At 58.0% G+C, this 17,175-nt stretch carries 15 protein-coding genes; 6 read left to right on the top strand and 9 right to left on the bottom strand.

Annotated elements, in window-relative coordinates; all coding sequences use genetic code 11:
• Positions 1-15: 15 nt before the first annotated feature.
• The 6 genes from PSTU_RS0107175 to PSTU_RS0107200 form a co-directional block, all read right to left on the bottom strand.
• Complete coding sequence (locus PSTU_RS0107175) at positions 16-1,698, bottom strand: restriction endonuclease subunit S (protein ID WP_019340360.1); 1,683 nt, start codon at positions 1,696-1,698, stop codon at positions 16-18.
• Positions 1,695-2,663 (bottom strand): RhuM family protein, encoded by a 969-nt coding sequence (rhuM, locus tag PSTU_RS0107180; protein WP_019340361.1) that lies wholly within the window; start codon positions 2,661-2,663, stop codon positions 1,695-1,697. Before rhuM ends, PSTU_RS0107175 begins: the two co-directional genes overlap by 4 nt.
• On the bottom strand, positions 2,660-4,126 hold the full coding sequence (locus PSTU_RS0107185) for a type I restriction-modification system subunit M (protein ID WP_019340362.1): 1,467 nt from the start codon (positions 4,124-4,126) through the stop codon (positions 2,660-2,662). The genes rhuM and PSTU_RS0107185 overlap by 4 nt, the downstream gene beginning before the upstream one ends.
• 2 nt (positions 4,127-4,128) lie before the next feature.
• On the bottom strand, positions 4,129-5,265 hold the full coding sequence (locus PSTU_RS0107190; protein ID WP_237709847.1) for an HNH endonuclease: 1,137 nt from the start codon (positions 5,263-5,265) through the stop codon (positions 4,129-4,131).
• 236 nt (positions 5,266-5,501) lie between these two features.
• Positions 5,502-7,865, bottom strand: coding sequence for an EcoAI/FtnUII family type I restriction enzme subunit R (gene hsdR, locus PSTU_RS0107195; protein ID WP_019340364.1), 2,364 nt, complete (start codon positions 7,863-7,865; stop codon positions 5,502-5,504).
• 274 nt (positions 7,866-8,139) lie between these two features.
• Positions 8,140-8,787: a hypothetical protein gene (locus PSTU_RS0107200; protein WP_019340365.1), complete on the bottom strand. Its 648-nt coding sequence runs from the start codon at positions 8,785-8,787 to the stop codon at positions 8,140-8,142.
• Between the two features lie 619 nt (positions 8,788-9,406).
• On the opposite strand from PSTU_RS0107200, the gene PSTU_RS0107205 reads away from it, so the two are divergent.
• Both PSTU_RS0107205 and PSTU_RS0107210 read left to right on the top strand, forming a co-directional pair.
• Positions 9,407-10,387: an IS5-like element ISPa16 family transposase gene (locus PSTU_RS0107205; protein WP_019340366.1), complete on the top strand. Its 981-nt coding sequence runs from the start codon at positions 9,407-9,409 to the stop codon at positions 10,385-10,387.
• Positions 10,388-10,796: 409 nt separating this feature from the next.
• On the top strand, positions 10,797-11,075 hold the full coding sequence (locus tag PSTU_RS0107210; RefSeq protein WP_019340367.1) for a hypothetical protein: 279 nt from the start codon (positions 10,797-10,799) through the stop codon (positions 11,073-11,075).
• A 547-nt stretch (positions 11,076-11,622) separates the two neighbouring features.
• Here the strand turns inward: PSTU_RS0107210 and PSTU_RS21680 are convergent.
• Positions 11,623-12,393 (bottom strand): hypothetical protein, encoded by a 771-nt coding sequence (locus PSTU_RS21680; protein WP_141566886.1) that lies wholly within the window; start codon positions 12,391-12,393, stop codon positions 11,623-11,625.
• Positions 12,394-12,712: 319 nt separating this feature from the next.
• Positions 12,713-12,973, bottom strand: coding sequence for a hypothetical protein (locus PSTU_RS0107225; protein WP_029404661.1), 261 nt, complete (start codon positions 12,971-12,973; stop codon positions 12,713-12,715).
• Positions 12,974-13,422: 449 nt separating this feature from the next.
• Between PSTU_RS0107225 and PSTU_RS0107230 the strand changes: the two genes are divergently transcribed.
• Positions 13,423-13,638 carry a hypothetical protein gene (locus PSTU_RS0107230; protein WP_029404662.1) on the top strand — a complete coding sequence of 72 codons (216 nt, stop codon included), beginning with the start codon at positions 13,423-13,425 and terminating at the stop codon, positions 13,636-13,638.
• 12 nt (positions 13,639-13,650) lie between these two features.
• Here the strand turns inward: PSTU_RS0107230 and mdtD are convergent, their stop codons facing one another.
• A complete protein-coding gene (mdtD, locus tag PSTU_RS0107235; RefSeq protein WP_019340372.1) occupies positions 13,651-15,060 on the bottom strand; it encodes a multidrug transporter subunit MdtD in 1,410 nt (469 codons plus the stop codon).
• Positions 15,061-15,389: 329 nt separating this feature from the next.
• Between mdtD and PSTU_RS0107240 the strand changes: the two genes are divergently transcribed.
• From PSTU_RS0107240 to PSTU_RS0107250, 3 genes are read left to right on the top strand one after another with little or no spacing between them, the layout of a single operon-like run.
• On the top strand, positions 15,390-15,923 hold the full coding sequence (locus tag PSTU_RS0107240) for an iron transporter (RefSeq protein ID WP_019340373.1): 534 nt from the start codon (positions 15,390-15,392) through the stop codon (positions 15,921-15,923).
• Positions 15,924-15,936: 13 nt separating this feature from the next.
• Positions 15,937-16,269, top strand: coding sequence for a cupredoxin domain-containing protein (locus PSTU_RS0107245; protein WP_019340374.1), 333 nt, complete (start codon positions 15,937-15,939; stop codon positions 16,267-16,269).
• A gap of 21 nt (positions 16,270-16,290) precedes the next feature.
• Complete coding sequence (locus tag PSTU_RS0107250; protein ID WP_019340375.1) at positions 16,291-17,148, top strand: FTR1 family iron permease; 858 nt, start codon at positions 16,291-16,293, stop codon at positions 17,146-17,148.
• The last annotated feature ends 27 nt before the right edge of the window (positions 17,149-17,175 follow it).

Raw genomic sequence — 17,175 nt, forward strand, 5'->3', positions numbered from 1 at the left:
CCCTGCATTCCTTGTTCAGGCCACAGCCTGCTCGACCAGCGCGGTGGCCAGTTGTTCGTTGAGTTGGCGAGCCTGGTTCAGGCGGGTTTTGAGTTGATCGCAGAGCGCCATGAGCTGATCGACTTTGGCGACGATTCGGTGTTGTTCGGGGAGCGGTGGGACTGGGACTGGTATTTCTTTAAGACGAGAGGACTTGATGCCAGTAGCCGTCATTCCTGTGGCTGCATCTGAAAGCTGCGCCTGAAAGCCAGAGGACATCATGACCAATTTTAAGAACGGGCCAATTTCAAGCTCATGAAGCTGGAAGCAAATCACGCGCTGAGCCAGTGCAAACTGATCGGGAATATCAATTATCGCCACGTTACCCATTGGGGCCTCAGTTGTGAAAAGCATGTCTCCAACCCGAGGAAAGCCCCTTGTCATCCAAGATAAATAATCCGTATCGGCTATGAACTCTTGAGGCTCTCTGCTGATAAATCCTGGACGCACATTTTTCGCAGTAATCAGCGGTACACCAGATGGCGTTTTTGTAGGTGTCCTGCCTCGATAGTCAATGAAGCGAGCAATGTTACCGAGCCGGTAGGACGCCCAGCCAGCATGCAGCGTGAAGTAGTATTCGGCCTCTGGAACATCCTCTCTTGCTGTCGTTCTTAGGCCCTCTTCGGAGATGAGCCGCGCCTTCTTCTCGGCAACCCGCTTAAGCAATTCACTGGCTGGCTCATCGCTGGGATCTTGCGGCACCAATTTGCCCATCACAGCCAGTTGCAGCAGGGTTTGCTTAAGGGCGTCGATACTGGATTCGGTGGTGAACAGGGTGTGGAAGTGTTCGGCCAGGCGCTGCCAGCTGGCGGCAAAGTCCTCGGCATCGACGGCTTGAGTCAGGCTGCCGAGCAGCGCCTGCACCAGTTGGGCGTGGGCGCTTTCCGCGTCGGCCTGCTGGGCTTCCAGGCGGTCACACAAAGCCATCAACTCATCGATTTTAGCGACGAGGCGGTGTTGTTCGGCGAGGGGTGGAAGCGGTAAAAGAGTTGTCCGTAAATTGTTCTGGGTTATTTGATTAATCGTTGTTGTATTTACGTCATCAATGACCTTTCGGAACAGCGGTGAATTTATAAAGCGAAGCAAATATGGGTTTAGCCGACTGCGGAATATCGCCATGAAAGCGCCGAATGCCATTGGCTCTGTCAGATTGGAGATCATCGCAGTCTTTCCGACTAAGGCTTTACTACCATTCCGTGCGCAGATCAGTAGATCCCCTTCTTGAACAAGAGCACTTTCTTTTACTAACAGGTCCACCCTGACCAAGTCAGATAAATCAACCTGGCCTTTCTGAACATTGCTTGAGCGGAGAACAGGAATCCCAATATCACCTACGTCTGATGGGGAGTATGTCAGTCCAATATTTGTTTCCCCAACGGCTCCCATTCTTACCCAGCACCAGCCCGCAGGCACATCAAAAGGCGTTTCGTCTTGGGCAATTCCAGGCAGTTGTTTTTGTTTTTTGGTTGATCCGTCAACCACCAACCGCGCCTTTTCTTGGGCAATGCGCTTCAGCAACTCACTGGCCGGCTCATCATTCGGGTCCTGCGGCACCAACTTGCCACGCACCGCAAGTTCCAGAATCAACTCGCGCAGTTTCTTGATGCCATTGGGCGCGCCGGCCAGCAGCGGCAGGTTATCGGTCAGCAGTGCGGTCATTGATGGGTTTCCGGAGCAAGCATGTTCATGATCAGGCGGATCAGGGTGTCTTTCTGCGCGGGGGCGGATTCGGCGACCAGCAGGGTCAGGGCTGCCAGACCGGTGTCATTGATCACGGCATTGCCCTCGGCATCGAGCAGGCGGCCGTTGCGGTGCAGAAAGTCCACGAAGAGGTAGGCTCCACTGCGTTTGTTGCCGTCGGCGAAGGGATGATTCTTGACCACGAAATACAGCAGGTGCGCGGCCTTGCTTTCTAGGCTCGGGTAAGCCGGCTCGCCGAACACGCTTTGTTCGAGGTTGCCGAGCAGCGCGGCCAAGCCATCACCACGTTCGCGGGCAAACAGGTCGCTGGCTTCGCCCCGCGCCATCAGCTGTGCTTTGAGTTCGTCCAGCCGCCAGCGCGCCTGGGTTGCATCGGGCAACTGACCGCCGGGGCTGCCGGTGGGCTCGGTGAGCAGGCCTTCGTCATAGCGCTGCAGCCAGAGGAAGGTCTGGGTGTAGCGGCTGACGATTTCCACCAGCCCACGCCCGCCGGCTTCGCCCAGTTCGGGCGTGCGAGCGGCCTTTCGCACCAGTTCCAGCGCCGCTTCCAGTTCGCGAGCGTTGGCCTCGAAACGTTCGCGGTTGAGACTGTAGCCGCGGGTCAGGTGTTGCTTGAGTACCTGATTGGCCCATTGGCGAAAGCGCGTGCCTTCACGGGACTTCACCCGGTAGCCGAGGGAGATGATTACGTCGAGGTTGTAGAAGGCCACCGGCTTGTCGGAGCCAGCAATGTGCAGATTTTGCACATTGCTTTCACGCTCCAGCTCGCCCTCGGCAAAGACGTTGCGGATATGCCGGCCAATCACGGTGCGGTCACGGCCGAACAGCTCGGCCAGTTGTTCCTGGCGCAACCATACGCTGTCGTGCTCAACGGTGACGGCGATGTGACCGCTGTCACTTTCGTAGATGGCGACGTCGCTCATGGCCGCTCCAGCGCCTCGGCCAGCACGGCCTTGAGCTGGTCGCGCAGCTCGCTGATTTCGCCTTGCAGCTGGGCGTAGTCACGCAGCAGCTGGTCCGGGTCGTGGCTGATATGCTCGCCCACATGGGGGTTCTTGCAGTCGAGGTTCCAATTGCGAGCTTTCAGGTCATCGAGGCTGACCTTCCAGGCGAATTCATTCTCCACCCGCGCGGCGAAGCCATCGGCCTCGCTGCCCCACCAGGCCTCTTCCACGGCGAACTCTTCGATGCGCATGGGGCGCGTCTTGGAGTAGTTCTTAACGCCGGCTGGGTACTGGTGCTCGTAGAACCACACCTCTTTGGTCGGTGTGCCTTTGGTGAAGAACAGCAAGTTGGTCTTGATGCCGGTGTACGGGTTGAACACACCGTTGGGCAGGCGAACGATGGTGTGCAGGTTGCACTCGCTGAGCAGCTTTTCCTTGATGCGGCTTTTGATGCCTTCACCAAACAGGAAGCCGTCAGGAAGCACCACGGCAGCGCGGCCGCCGTCTTTAAGCAGATGCATGATCAGTACGAGAAATAGGTCAGCGGTTTCACGGGTACGGAAGGCAGCGGGGAAATTGGTTTCGATACCGTCCTCTTCCATGCCACCGAACGGCGGGTTGGCGACGATGCAGTCGACCCGCTCCTTCGGCCCCCAGCTGATCAGCGGACGGGCCAGGGTGTTGTCGTGGCGGATCTGGTTCGGCACTTCGATGCCGTGGAGGATCATGTTGGTGGTGGCCAGCAGGTGCGGCAGTGGCTTCTTCTCCACACCGTAGATGCTCGCCTGCAGGGTGCGTTCGTCCTCGGCGGTTTTTACATAACGGCTGCGCTTGTGCTCGATGGTGCAGGTGAGAAAGCCACCGGTGCCGCAGGCAGGGTCCATGACCTTCTCGTCGAGCTTGGGATCAACCATGCGCACCATGAACTCGGTGACCGGGCGCGGGGTGTAGAACTCACCCGCGTTGCCGGCGTTCTGCAGGTCACGCAGCAGTTGTTCGTAGAGGTTGCCGAACTCGTGGCGTTCCTGCGCCTTGTTGAAGTCCACCCCCTGCTGGATCTTGTTGATCACCTGGCGCAGCAGCTGGCCGGACTTCATGTAGTTGTAGGCATCTTCGAACACGCTGCGCACCACAAAGGCCGATGGCGTGTTGCTGTACTCGTGCAGGTTCTGCAGCTGCGGGAACAGGTTGTTGTCGATAAAGTCCTTCAGCGCATCGCCGGTCATGCCTTCCGGGTGGGCAGCCCAGGTGCGCCAGCGGCAGCTTTCGGGAATGGGCGAGCGGTAGTTGTCGTCCATCAGCTCCCATTCCAGCTCGCGGTCATCGAAGATCTTGAGGAACAGCAGCCAGACAAGCTGGCCAATGCGCTGGGCGTCGCCGTCGACACCCACGTCTTTGCGCATGATGTCCTGGATGGATTTGATGGTGGAGCTGATGGACATGCTTACTTCCTAAACAGATTGTCACGATGCCAGGCCAGGTAGCCGCGATGACGCTGGTCGATCTGGCGCAGGCGAAGGTCGGGGGTGATATTGAGCGCTCGAGCGCTGTCTGGGTCCAGATCCTCGCCAAGGAGAATCTGCCCGTAGTCGTCGAAGCTGATCAGGCCCTGGTCGAAAGCCAGGTCGAGGTTTGGTGTCAGCAAAAGGCCGTTGAACGGATCGAGCCGCTCTGCCCCACTGGCGACGCGCCAGGGTTTGATGTGTGAGGCGCGCAGCAGCATCGGCACGCAGCAGTCGGTGACGGCACAGCCGCCCCAATACCCAAGCAGTTCGTCGCGGTAACCGCTCTGACCGACACGCGCCTTGATCAAGGCTTCGCGTTCGGTGTCTGTCAGCGCGATGTCTTCTGGTAGAACCCGAGCTAAGTCGGCGGAGCGCTCCGAGTTCGAAGCCAGCGGCCGCGGCTCGTCTAGTAACTCGTCCACCAGCACCAGCAAGGCCGCGCTGTTGTGGAACCCTACATCCACACCATAGGCAATGTCGCTTGCCCCTCCGTTGCGCCGCTTTGGAAAGCCGCGCAGATTGGTGTTGTGGTAGTAGCGGGTATGCCCCCTTGCAATACCGGGCTGCGATAATAGGTTTTGTACGACAGCCTCGTATTGTGGATGAAGCACGAGAGGCGCTTGCAGGCGAGCGTGGATACTGCTGCTTTGCTTGACGTACACAGGGGACGCCAAGTCTGGATGATCAAGGCGGACTACTTTCAGGCCTGATTGGGCCGGTTTCGTGAACCCTCGCTGCTGCAAAGTCGTAATGACTTCGTTAATGCTAAGCATGCCGACATCCGGGGTCGGTACTGCATGCTTTGCTACCGACTGCAGCTCGCTTGAACGCGGTGCTTGGTTGGACGCTTCCCCCGATATCCATCCCATTTGCTGCAGTGCAGCCTTAACCTCTGGGTACATGCAGGCTCTGCTTTCCCCTGTTTCGGGATCATCATCAAAGCCAGCAATGGCATAAACCTTCCACTTCGGGCTAGGGATGCCAAGCGCTGTAATAAGTCTGCCGCCCAATCTTCCATATTGGATATTCGCTACTTGGAAGCTGGCTTTCCCTACCAGGCCAGCCAACTGCGTCATCGTGCATGCGTGCCCAGGAAAGCGAGCGTGCGCGATGAGCATGTCACGCTGTAGCGCTGTTATTTCTGGCTCGATAGTGCGTAGCGCACGGATGTATTCGTCCGTGCCTGGAGGGGTAATTCCACGTAGCGTGGAACCCTTGGGCGCTGATGCCATTTGTATTTCCAAAGAAGACTGCAAGTCGGTTACGTTTTGAGTGGCTGTCGCTTAGCGCGCAGCGCGGCTAGCCGAAGGCATCAAGAGCCATACAACTCAGCCTCCAGATCGTGAATGGCTTGCTGATAGCCAGGCTTACCGCCAAACGCCCTCACAAGCTCCACAGGTGCACCTAACTGGCTGAAGGGTTCAAGCTGCAAGATCTTGATGTCTTCAATGTGCTCAATGCCCGTATCGGCATATTTATCCAGCAGCGCCTCCAATACCTCGCGGGCCGCGCCGGAGTATTTGGCGAAGTAGTTGCGCTTCTTGACTTGGTCGGCACGCTCGCGACGCGATAGAGCGGGCTGGTCGAAGGCGACATGGCAGATCAGGTCGAACGGATCCAATAGCTTGCCCTGCTTCTTTTCCACTTCTTCGGCCAGGGCTTCCCACATCACGCCCTGAGCAGCCAATTCGTCAATGATCGCCCTCTTCTGCTCGGCATCACTCCAGCGGCGGAGAAAGTCGTCCAGCGAAGCGAACTGCTTTTTTACGCAGGTGCGGGTGTAGTCGTTCAGCGACTCGGTTATGAGCCGGCCGTCCGGGCCGTAGTACTGCACGCGCTCGGCGATGACATAGATCGGCAGGTTGTCGATGACGTACTTGATGCGCTTTTTGCCGCCCTCCTCGCCAGTGAACTCCAGCTCACCGGCCTCGGCCTCGCTGCCTGCGGTAATACCGTCGCCTTCCAACAGATCGTCCGGCGGGACCGGAGGCTCATCGCCTGACGGAGCGTAAATCACAACGGGATCGCCATCGAAGGCAGGATCGGCAAACAGCTCGGTGGCCTTCTTGAAATCCATGATGGTGAACCAGTATTTGCCGAAATCCTCGTTGATGCGGGTGCCCCGTCCGATGATCTGCTTGAACTCGGTCATGGATTTGATGTGCTGGTCGAGCACTACCAGCTTGCAGGTCTGGGCATCAACACCGGTGGTCATCAGCTTGCTGGTGGTGGCAATGACCGGGTAGCGCGACTCGGGGTCGATGAAGTTGTCCAGCTCGGCCTTGCCTTCCTGATCATCCCCGGTAATGCGCATGACGTACTTGCGGTTCTCGGCCACGCGCTCGGGATTCAGATTGACCAGCGCCTGGCGCATGCGCTCGGCATGGTTAATGTCGTCGCAGAAGACGATGGTCTTTTGAAACGGATCGGTGGCCTTAAGAAACTCGGTGACCTTCTGGGCCACCAGCTGGGTGCGCGCCTCGATGACCAGGGTACGATCCATGTCCTTGAGGTTGTAGATGCGGTCTTCGATCAGCTCGCCGTTCTTGTCGAGCATGCCCTTGGGCGGCCGCCAGCCTTGCAGGTCCTTGTCGAAGTCGATGCGAACCACCTTGTACGGTGCGAGAAAGCCGTCTTCGATACCTTGCTTCAAGGTGTAGCTATACACCGGCTCACCGAAGTAGGTGATGCTGGAAACCCCTTTGGTTTCCTTCGGCGTAGCGGTGAGGCCGATATGGGTAGCGCCGGAGAAGTAGTCGAGAATCTCGCGCCAGGCCGAATCCTCTGCGGCGCTGCCGCGGTGGCATTCGTCGATCACGATCAGATCGAAGAAGTCTCGGGAGAATTGCTTGTAGACGTTCTGCTCTTCCTCGGCGCCGGTGACGGCCTGATACAGCGACAGATAGATTTCGTAGGACGTATCGATCTGCCGTTTGGCGATCTTGGTCATCGCCGCGCCGAAGGGCTTGAAGTCGTTGTTCTTGGTCTGGTCGACGAGGATGTTGCGGTCGGCCAGAAAAAGGATACGTTTCTTCTGCTTCGACTTCCACAGCCGCCAGATGATCTGAAAGGCGGTGTAGGTCTTGCCGGTGCCGGTGGCCATGACCAGCAGAATGCGATCCTGCCCACGAGCGACGGCCTCAACAGTGCGATTGATGGCATTGGTCTGGTAGTAACGCGGCATGCGCCCTGAGCCGTCGTCGTAATACGGCGCCTCGGCCTTCTGTTGGGCATCACCTTTCAGGCCCTTCCAGCGGCAATAGCGTTGCCAGAGTTCGGCAGGGCTGGGGAACTGGCCGAGGCTCAGCTCCGTTTCGACCTGATCACCCGTGCCGCTGCGATCATGGAACAAAAAGCCATCGCCGTTACTGGAGAACACGAAGGGCACGTCCAGCGCTTCGCCATATCCCAGCGCCTGCTGCATACCCGAACCCAGGGAGTGCTTATTGTCCTTGGCCTCAATAACGGCAATCGGAAGGTTCGGCTGATGATAGAGAATGTAGTCAGCTCGGCGTGACTCGCCGCGGCTGTGTAGCTTGCCGCGCACGATGATGCGCCCTTTGGTGAAGCTGACTTCTTCACGGACCTGCTTCTGCATATCCCAGCCCGCCATGGCGATCGCAGGCGAGATGTATTTGCTGCAAATATCCCGCTCGGATAATGACTTCTTGTCCATGCGCCGGTCCCAAAAACGATAGCAATTCGGACGCCCCGACAAGGGCGATACATGCCCGAGCCGAACAGCCTGAGGAAGCGAGTATGCATTAATGAAAGCGCGCTTGAAGGCCATCCTTGACGTGCAGCAGCACCGCTAGGCGATGCTGCGATGGCCACAATATCTTTGTGCCATCATCGGGTAAAGCTAAACCCCTAGCGGTCCGCTAAACGGATCTATTCAGATCCACTTGCTCAACTTGAAACGTCGAGCGATCTATCACGTCGGTGTGAATTTACCCCAAGCTGGCTAACCAAGGCCGAATGATCGCTTTGCGCTCCTCCAAACTAAGCGTGGCGACGCCCTCCTTCACCAGCGCCCGTTTATCTCCGGTATGCGGGTTTGCCACATAAGTGCTTATAGAGGGCAGCGTATTCGGATTCGCGCTCCACCGTAAATTGAACGCCGCCAATTTGGGAAACCAGAATTGGCTGGCGTACGGCAAATTGTCGTGAATCCACCAAGCCAGCGGCGTCCAGTCCTGCCGCTCCTCATACCAGGGCAACAACGCGGGCACCACAACACAAACGGTCGCACCCAGATAGCCATCGGTATCCAAGTAATCCCAAATATGCCCACCATAGTTGCTCTCATTTGCGGCGCAACTATATTGGTTTTTATTTTCTGCGCCCTTCGCATTGACTGCCGGAGCCCGATAGGCGGAGCGAATGCAGATCCGGCCAAAACGATCTTGCAGCGGCTCCAGCAATAATTCGCAAAGCTGACGCCCAGCCTCAATGGCACGGTCAGGGTAATCCGGGATGTTGGGAATGCCTTCAATCTGCGAGATTTCCGAGTACAGGAAATCTCGCATGAAGAAGTGCTTGGAGAGCCTTACGCGTCCTAGATCCTCTAGGGCGGCTACCGTAGCCGGCTTTTTCATCTGTATTTGCTCCTTGCTACCGCGTTGGTGAGTTCTGTACTGCAGTTGCCTTTGGCACCCGCTGTTGCAGTCGCAGAGTGGACGGCTCTGCTTGATGAGTCGGCCGCTCACACAATATGTCCACAGAGAGGACACATCTAGTCTGGCTACGTGTACAGGTAAAGTTTACGGACGGGATTATTTCCCGTGAAGCTCGTTGCGGACTCGTCGGCATAGCCGTAAGGGCCTACCTCTACCCCTTGAACGGCAGCTTGAAAGCTGCGGGATTAGGATTACATGGCAAACGCTGGCCTATTGGGGGCTGGCACCGACCAGGCAACTGCAGACCCCGGGTTAAAGACTTGAGGCACATGGTGCGCAACGTTGAAACGTCCATTTCCGTGCGTACCAGCTTGCGTACCAGACTTTTGCGTACCGTCGTACGGATCAGCTTCCCTACCCCTTAGCGTTAGTAATCAAGCGGTATCCAAAGGGCGGTATCCAAGCTGGTATCCACTCAAACCAAACAATAAGGTTAAGTGCGTACCTAATTGACTGAGGCAATGAGGGCTTAGGGAAGGTCTGAAAAAGACTTCCCGAATCTGGTGAAATACGCCTATCCCGCCAGCCGAGTTTTTCCATGAAGCAGATGACCTTCGCCGACGCCGAGTACGCCGGCAAGCGCAAGCAGACCCGTAAGGAATTGTTCCTGATCAAGATGGATCAGGTGGTGCCGTGGAAGGGATTGATTGCCCTGATCGAGCCACACTACCCAAAGGGTGAAGGTGGTCGTCCAGCCTATCCGCTGATGGCCATGTTACGTATCCATCTGATGCAGAACTGGTTCGGCTACAGCGACCCGGCCATGGAAGAAGCGCTCTACGAGACGACCATCCTGCGTCAGTTCGCCGGGCTGAGCCTGGAGCGCATTCCCGACGAAACCACCATCCTCAACTTCCGTCGCTTGCTGGAGAAACATGAGCTGGCAGCCGGCATCCTCGGCGTAATCAATGGCTACCTGGGGGATCGCGGCCTGTCGCTGCGCCAGGGCACTATCGTCGATGCCACACTGATCCACGCGCCCAGCTCGACCAAGAACCAGGACGGCAAGCGCGACCCGGAAATGCACCAGAGCAAGAAAGGGAACCAGTATTACTTTGGCATGAAGGCGCACATCGGTGTGGATGACGAGTCGGGGATGGTGCACAGCGTGGTCGGCACGGCGGCAAACGTGGCGGATGTCACCCAGGTCGACAAACTGCTGCATGGTGAAGAGAACGTCGTCTGCGCCGATGCCGGCTACACCGGCGTCGAAAAGCGCCCCGAACATGCTGGCCGCGAAGTGATCTGGCAGGTCGCAGCACGCCGCAGCACCTACAAGAAGCTCGATAAACGCAGCGCCCTGTACAAAGCCAAGCGCAAGATCGAGAAGGCCAAGGCACAAGTGCGAGCGAAGGTCGAGCACCCGTTTCGAGTGATCAAGCGCCAGTTCGGTTACGTGAAGGTGCGCTTCCGTGGCCTGGCCAAGAACACCGCTCAGCTGGTGACGCTGTTCGCGCTGTCGAACCTATGGATGGCGCGCCGACATTTGCTGACTACCGCAGGAAAGGTGCACCTGTAATGCGGAAAATGGCTGCTGCGAGGTGCTCGCGGCGGCCAAAAACGGAGAACTGAGCGGGTTACCTGGTCGATTTTGATCGACGGCCCGCTTTCAAAAGCAGCGAGGGCTGAAGTCGACCGGAAATACAGGGTTACTTCAGACCTTCCTTAGAGGAAACATGGACTCATTCCGAGACTACTTACGACAGCACTCCCCCTCACCAGGCTAGATAGGGCGGCAGAATGCGCAACCGGCTGTAAAGGCTAGAATGCATCTATTTTCACTGCGCAACTTTCGACGCCGGTTCAGATGCCTAGGCAGCAGTCATACCCGACTCGGACGTACAGGCAATTGAGGCCAGCAGGGCTAAATTGGCTTAGGAAGAATCTGGTTCGCCCCTTAACCGTCGCATGGAATCGTCGGATACATCATGAATACTCTCACGCTCGCAAGCGTCATCCTGACTCTCGGCTTCGTCTCACTCGGTCTGCTGCTGTATTTCCGACAGCGCACTAAACAGCGCCGCGCCGCCGCGATAGATCAAGAGCAGCCTAGTAGTGACGAAACAGTTGATGCGGAGGATCGGGCGTATGCTGAGAATTTCTACTGCTTCATGCTGAGTGACGGAACCTGTCGCTCCGGCTTCACGATGGACCCACCGAAACGGGCTGCACGAACGCCGGGTGAAATGTTGCCGCCCGAACCATGAATGTACGATGCCTTGATTCGGCCTGGGGAGCCCGAGCATTCTGCCAGGCGACCAAAGACATGTAAGACGTGCCTCAACGGCGTCCGGAAAAGCTAAAAACAGCCACAGCAGCCAAGAAAATGTATCCCTACATGTATCCCTTTGAATTTATAAACCAGGAAAAATCTTACATATCAATGCGTTAAGAGCTCATATCAGGTGACCCCGGCAAATTTGAAACACCTAAGCCCCTGATTTCCCTAGCGGATTTCGGGGTTTTTTGCTTTTTAGGCTTAACGATGTCAACAAAGATATCGTGGTTTAAGCCGCTATTCAGCCGTTGGGCACCTGAGACGATGCCTCGCGACCGCATCTTGCCGCTTTTGGCGCTGACGATGTCCTGCCACCGTTCCCGTTGCGGAGCGGCCTGACGTGGGCAGCACGCCACTGGCGGCATAGCGCACCGATTACCGGCCATACAATCTTGGAGCGGCTACTTGTGGGGGTTGTTAGGCGCCCGAGCGGCGACCGTTACTAGCCGTCGCTTGGATGGCGCCGGAAGCCCGGGTCAGCCCTGACTCGGCTTGGTCAGGTTCTGCAGTATGTCTGCAAGCGTCGACACGTTGTCATGGATGACAATATGAAACCGGTCGGACTCAAGGTAGGCACGCCAGTCGGCCTCGGACATGACCAGCGGCTGATCGATGTCTTCCACCAGCTTCGCCAACTTGTCCCGTGCCTGTTTGAACTGATCAGGCTCAACGGTCCAACCGTAGTTATTACCCGCATTCTCCATGGCGGTGAGCAGATCGACAGTCGTTTCGCGCAGGTCGCGTAATTGCTCTAAAACGTTGCTGCCGATAAGTACCTGGATGCCCTTGGTTTGCCAGTTTTCGGCGAGGATGTTTGAGACTTTGTCGAGGTGGGAGCCAATGTTCGTGATCTGCTTGGTTACGGTCACGCCGTAGTCTGGGCCGTCCATCCAGTCGAGCCACTCCTGATCTGTGGCTTCGGCCTTTTGATCCAGCACGGCTTCCATTTGCTGCAGCTGTTCCTGGATTTGGGCAAGCCGTTGTTCCTGTTGCTCCCAATTGCCAAGGCCCAGGCCTTCTTCAGCGCTAAGGAGCGCTCCAATGAAGTCGGCAGTGGTTTCACGCACATCATCCACTGCGTCTATCACGTTATGCCCGACGGTAATGGTTTGCGACCCCGTTCCGGCCTGTTGGCCTGCTTGATTGGGCTGGCTGGGCTGCTGCGCCACGACAGTACCGGGCAGGCCAGCGGTCAGGGTTGCGGCGAGTATTGCTGCCGATAGGGATGCCGATTGCTTGAGTGTCATCAGTATCTCCTCCGTTCTGCGTTTCACGGGCCGCTTAATGCGGTTCGTACAGTTTTGGGGGAGCAATCGACATGACAGTTCCTCAAATCGTCCCACTCGCTGCCTTCGCATGATGACCGGTCGCCGGCTAAATCGAGGTCCGACAGCCACAAGCCAGGCAACCGCTGATCGTTAGACGCCGCACGATCACAAGCCAAGTCTGCGTCCGCGGTCGACTATGGGGCCGTCATCGCAGCACAACAGGCCGAACGAATTATCGAACCTGGGGATGTCGACCAGAGACACCCGTGGCAAACCGAAACAAGCCGATCAGACTCGGTCATTTACCTAGCTGACTCAATTGCCGCTTGAGCAGTTCGACTTGGCCCGTTTCTGCTCGCAGACCTGCGGCTAGCTCGGCCTTTTCGTGTTCCAAACGCTGAATGATCTCACCGAGCCCCTGTAGCAGGTCGCGCAGCACCGCGAGTTCCACCTTGTGTTGCCTGAGCTGCAACCATTGCAGCCACATGACGATTGCCAGCACCAGAGCTGCGCAGAGCGAGCCTCCCGTGACCAGCCAGAACGCTCCCATTGTTCCCATAAATCGAGTCCTTCTGTTGCCACCGGCACATCCGGCGATGGCCAGACTTTATGTCGTCATACGTGACAGGTCGATAATGTTTACTCGTACAGGTAAACAAAGACAGCGGGTTCTGGGCGAAGCCAATGAGGGCTCCAAGGGTGTCCTCAGCGGTGGCAAACCTGGCGCTGCGTGCCAGAAGGCTAAGAGAGAGGAGACTTCAGCAGTGATCGGTAAGCGAACCGCTATGTCGCAAATAACGACACATCGATGCGCGACTCATGGGCTGGCTGAGCAGAACATTAGCCGGAACCGTTCGATTCAAACAGCTCCAAAACGAGGCCAACCGTTCAGCGGGAATCTCTTTTCAGGCGATGAGCGGAAGCTTGCTAAGGCTCTTCAGCTGTCAGAATGACATCACGGCTGCAGAGGAGCAGCCGCCTCTTGAATCGAGCACGAGCCTGCTAATCATGTCTGCCGAAAAACTTTACACCATTGTCCTGGAGCACAGCCTGGAGGTACTCCTCGAGGCCGCCACAATGGAGCAGGTCGAAGCATTCTGGGATGCGTATGACAACCGCTACTTCGGCCTGCGCATGGAGGAGGAAACCAGCCACCATGCGCGAGTGATCGTCACCGATGAGATCCCCGAGGACGAGGAAGAAGCCGAGCTTTGCATCGGCTGATCCTGGGTTCGGTCACTCAGTGTCTATGTGTCGAGCAGCCATGGTCTGCTTGCTGTCCAGCTGAAAGAACAACGATACGGCCAGCATCGACATCGCTCCGATGCATAGAAAGGTCAGGTGAAACGCCTCCAGCACCGCTGCGCCGTCGGCACCCGGCACGGTAAAGCCGCCCAGTAGGGCACCGGCCGAGGCGACGCCCAGGCTCATCGACAACTGCACCACTACCGATAGCAGGCTGTTGCCGCTGCTGGCGCTCTGGTTGCTTAGCCCCACCAGCGTCACGGTATTCATCGCCGTGAACTGCATGGAATTAACCATGCCGATCAGGCTCAGGTGCAGCAGCAACAACCCAGTCGAAGTCTGCCCGGTAATGGTCGCCAAACTGGCGATCAGGCTGCCTAACAGCAGCGTGTTGCCGATCAGGATGCGCCGATAGCCGAGGCGGTCGATCAGCGGCTTGGCCAAAGGTTTGATGAACATCGCACCCAGCGCCAACGGAATCATGGACATGCCCGCCTGCGCCGGGGAATAGCCCAACGCGACCTGCAGCAGCAATGGCAGCAGGAACGGCAACGCGCCACTGCCCAGACGCGCGAACAGGTTGCCGAAAATGCCAACGGCAAAACTGCGGGTATGGAACAGAGACGGGCTGAACAGCGGGTTTTCGATGTGACCGGCGCGCAACCAGTAGGCCGTCAAGCAGGCACCGCCAATAGCCACAAACAACAGGACACGCGCGTGGGGCATCTGCATCTCACCGAGGCCTTCGAGCGCAATGGTGATTAGCACCATGGCACTGCCGAACAGTAGAAAGCCGAAGGTATCGAAGCGCATGCGCACGGCGCTCTTCAGGTCAGGCATGAAGCGAAAGGCTGCGATGCAGCCGATCAGCCCGACCGGAAGGTTGATTAGAAAGATCCAGTGCCAGGATGCGTATTCCACCAGCCAACCGCCGAGCGTCGGGCCAATCAGCGGCCCGACCATGCCGGGCAAGGCGATGAAGGTCATCACGCGGACAAACTCGCTACGCGGGTAGGCCCGCAGTATCACCAGGCGCCCGACCGGCAGCATCAGCGCGCCCCCCACCGCCTGCACCACGCGTGACATCACCAGTTGGTTGAAGCTGGTGCTCATCGCGCACAGCAGCGACCCGAGCGTGAACAACAGGATGGCGGAAAAGAAAATCCGCCGAGCACCAAAGCGATCCGCCAGCCAGCCGGACGCCGGAATCAACAACGCCACGGTAAGCATGTAGGCGATGACCACGCCCTGCATGCGCAACGGATCTTCAGCAAGGTCGCGTGCCATGGCCGGCAACGCGGTATTGAGAATGGTGCCGTCAAGGGTCTGCATGAAGAACGCTATAGCGACCAGCCAGGGCAGTACGCGGGCGGTTCTGGCATCCAGTACAGCTTGAGTCATGAAATTCCCCGACTCCGAAAGTGCATATGGTAGGCCGCTATCGATCTGCCTCGCAGCTTTTAAATCAAGTTGTGGCGGTGCAACTGACCGCAGCCGCAGCGAACAGACCGGTTCTGGCTAACCATCGTTATAGGGTGTGACAACGCAACGCAGCAATGCCCCCAAGACCTTTAACGGCGCCGCCTGGCGCGTTATCTGCTGCAGCGTTATGGCGTCATCAGAGGTGTACGTTACAAAACATTTCGCGCAAAATTGACGCGAATCATTATCGTTAAGCACCACAGATGCGACCCTCTCCGCGTCAATTATCTCTTCTCTTCGGAGGCTTCATGCGCATTCCCGCTACCCTCACCATCGCTTCGTTGCTGCTCGCCCCTCTCGCTCAGGCCAAGGAATACCCCATTGGCGAACCACAGCAGTGCGGTGGCATGGAGGTTGGTGCCGTTTACCTGCAGCCGGTCGAGATGGAGCCAGCAGGCATGATGCTGGACGCCGCCAAATCCGACGTGCATCTGGAGGCCGACATCGCAGCCACCGAAGGAAACCGCAACGGCTGGCAGGAAGGCAGCTTCGTCTCCTACCTGAACATCCGCTACGCACTGAGCAAGAAGGGCTCGGACGAAAAGATCGAAGGCGATTTCCACCCGATGGTCGCCAGTGACGGCCCGCACTATGGCGACAACGTCAAGTTGATGGGGCCGGGCAAGTACCAGCTAACCTTCATCGTCTCGCCGCCAGATGGCAAGCACGCCATGTTCGGCCGTCACGTCGACAAGGAAACCGGCGTAGCGCCGTGGTTCGAGCAATGCACGCTGAATTACGAGTTCACCTATGCCGGCATCGGCAAGAAAGGCGGCTACTAGGTCGGAGGTCCGCATGCAACGCGCCCTGCTTACCGCCCTCGCCCTGCTCGTTGCCGGCTTTGCCGGCGGCGCCCAGGCAGGGTTGCCGACGTATGAGCTGACCATCCGCGACGGCCATTTCGAGCCGGCGACCATCGAAGTCCCGGCTCGCCAACGCTTCAAGATCGTCGTCATCAACGCTGGCAATGGCCCGACCGAATTCGAAAGCACGCCTCTGCGGGTGGAAAAGGTGCTTTCGCCCGGTGTCACTTCATTTGTCGTGATCCATCCCCTCAAACCCGGCCGCTATCCCTTCTTCGACGAGTTCCACATGGACCTCCCGGAAGGCGAAATCATCGCCAAGTAGTCTCTCAACAGGAGAAGCGACATGGGCCAATCGATGTTCATTGTCTGGCGCGAAAGCGTCGAGGCATTGCTGGTCATCGGCATTCTGCATGCCTGGTTGAGCCAGCAACCGGGCAACCGTCATGCGCTGCGCATGCTCTGGGGCGGCGTGGTTGCCGGTCTCGGTCTGGCCTCGCTGCTGGCCTGGGGCATTCTCAGCGCCGGCGACTGGTTGGCCGGCCCGGCTGGCGAGTGGTTCCAGTGCGCCATGCTGTTGGCTGCCGCATTGCTGATCCTGCAGATGGTCGGCTGGATGCACCACCACGGCCGTGACCTCAAGCGCAACCTGGTGGACAGTGCTGCAACGCACCTCAGCCAGGGCAGTGGCATCGGCCTGTTGGTGCTGGCGATGCTCGCAGTCGCGCGCGAGGGTAGCGAAACGGTGGTGTTTCTCTACGGCATTGGGCATCAGCAGGATGGTTCGGACCTGACCAACTTCGCGATCGGCGGGCTGCTTGGCTTTGCGCTCGCATTGCTGAGCTACGCGGCATTGCAGGCCGGCAGTCAGCTGTTTTCCTGGAAGCATTTCTTCAAGGTCAGCGAGACGTTGTTGCTGCTGCTTGGCGCGGCTTTGCTGATGGCCGGCCTCGACCGCTTCAGCGGGCAGCTGATGGGTATGGACGTGCCGGAAGTGCTGTACGAGATCTTTGGCGATCCGCTGTGGGATACCTCTGCCCTGCTCGATGACGGCAGCACCCTGGGCAGCACCATCGCCGGACTGACCGGTTACCGGGCCATGCCTTCGCTGGTCGCCGTGATTGTCATGACGCTGTACTGGCTGGCCGTCTGGGCTTGGCTACGACCAAAGCCGGAGGCTCGCCTGGAGACTCGCACCGCATGATAGCCAACACCCCCTGGCTGGCGCGGG

The organism is Stutzerimonas stutzeri SDM-LAC, from assembly GCF_000235745.1.
Taxonomy (GTDB): domain Bacteria; phylum Pseudomonadota; class Gammaproteobacteria; order Pseudomonadales; family Pseudomonadaceae; genus Stutzerimonas; species Stutzerimonas stutzeri_H.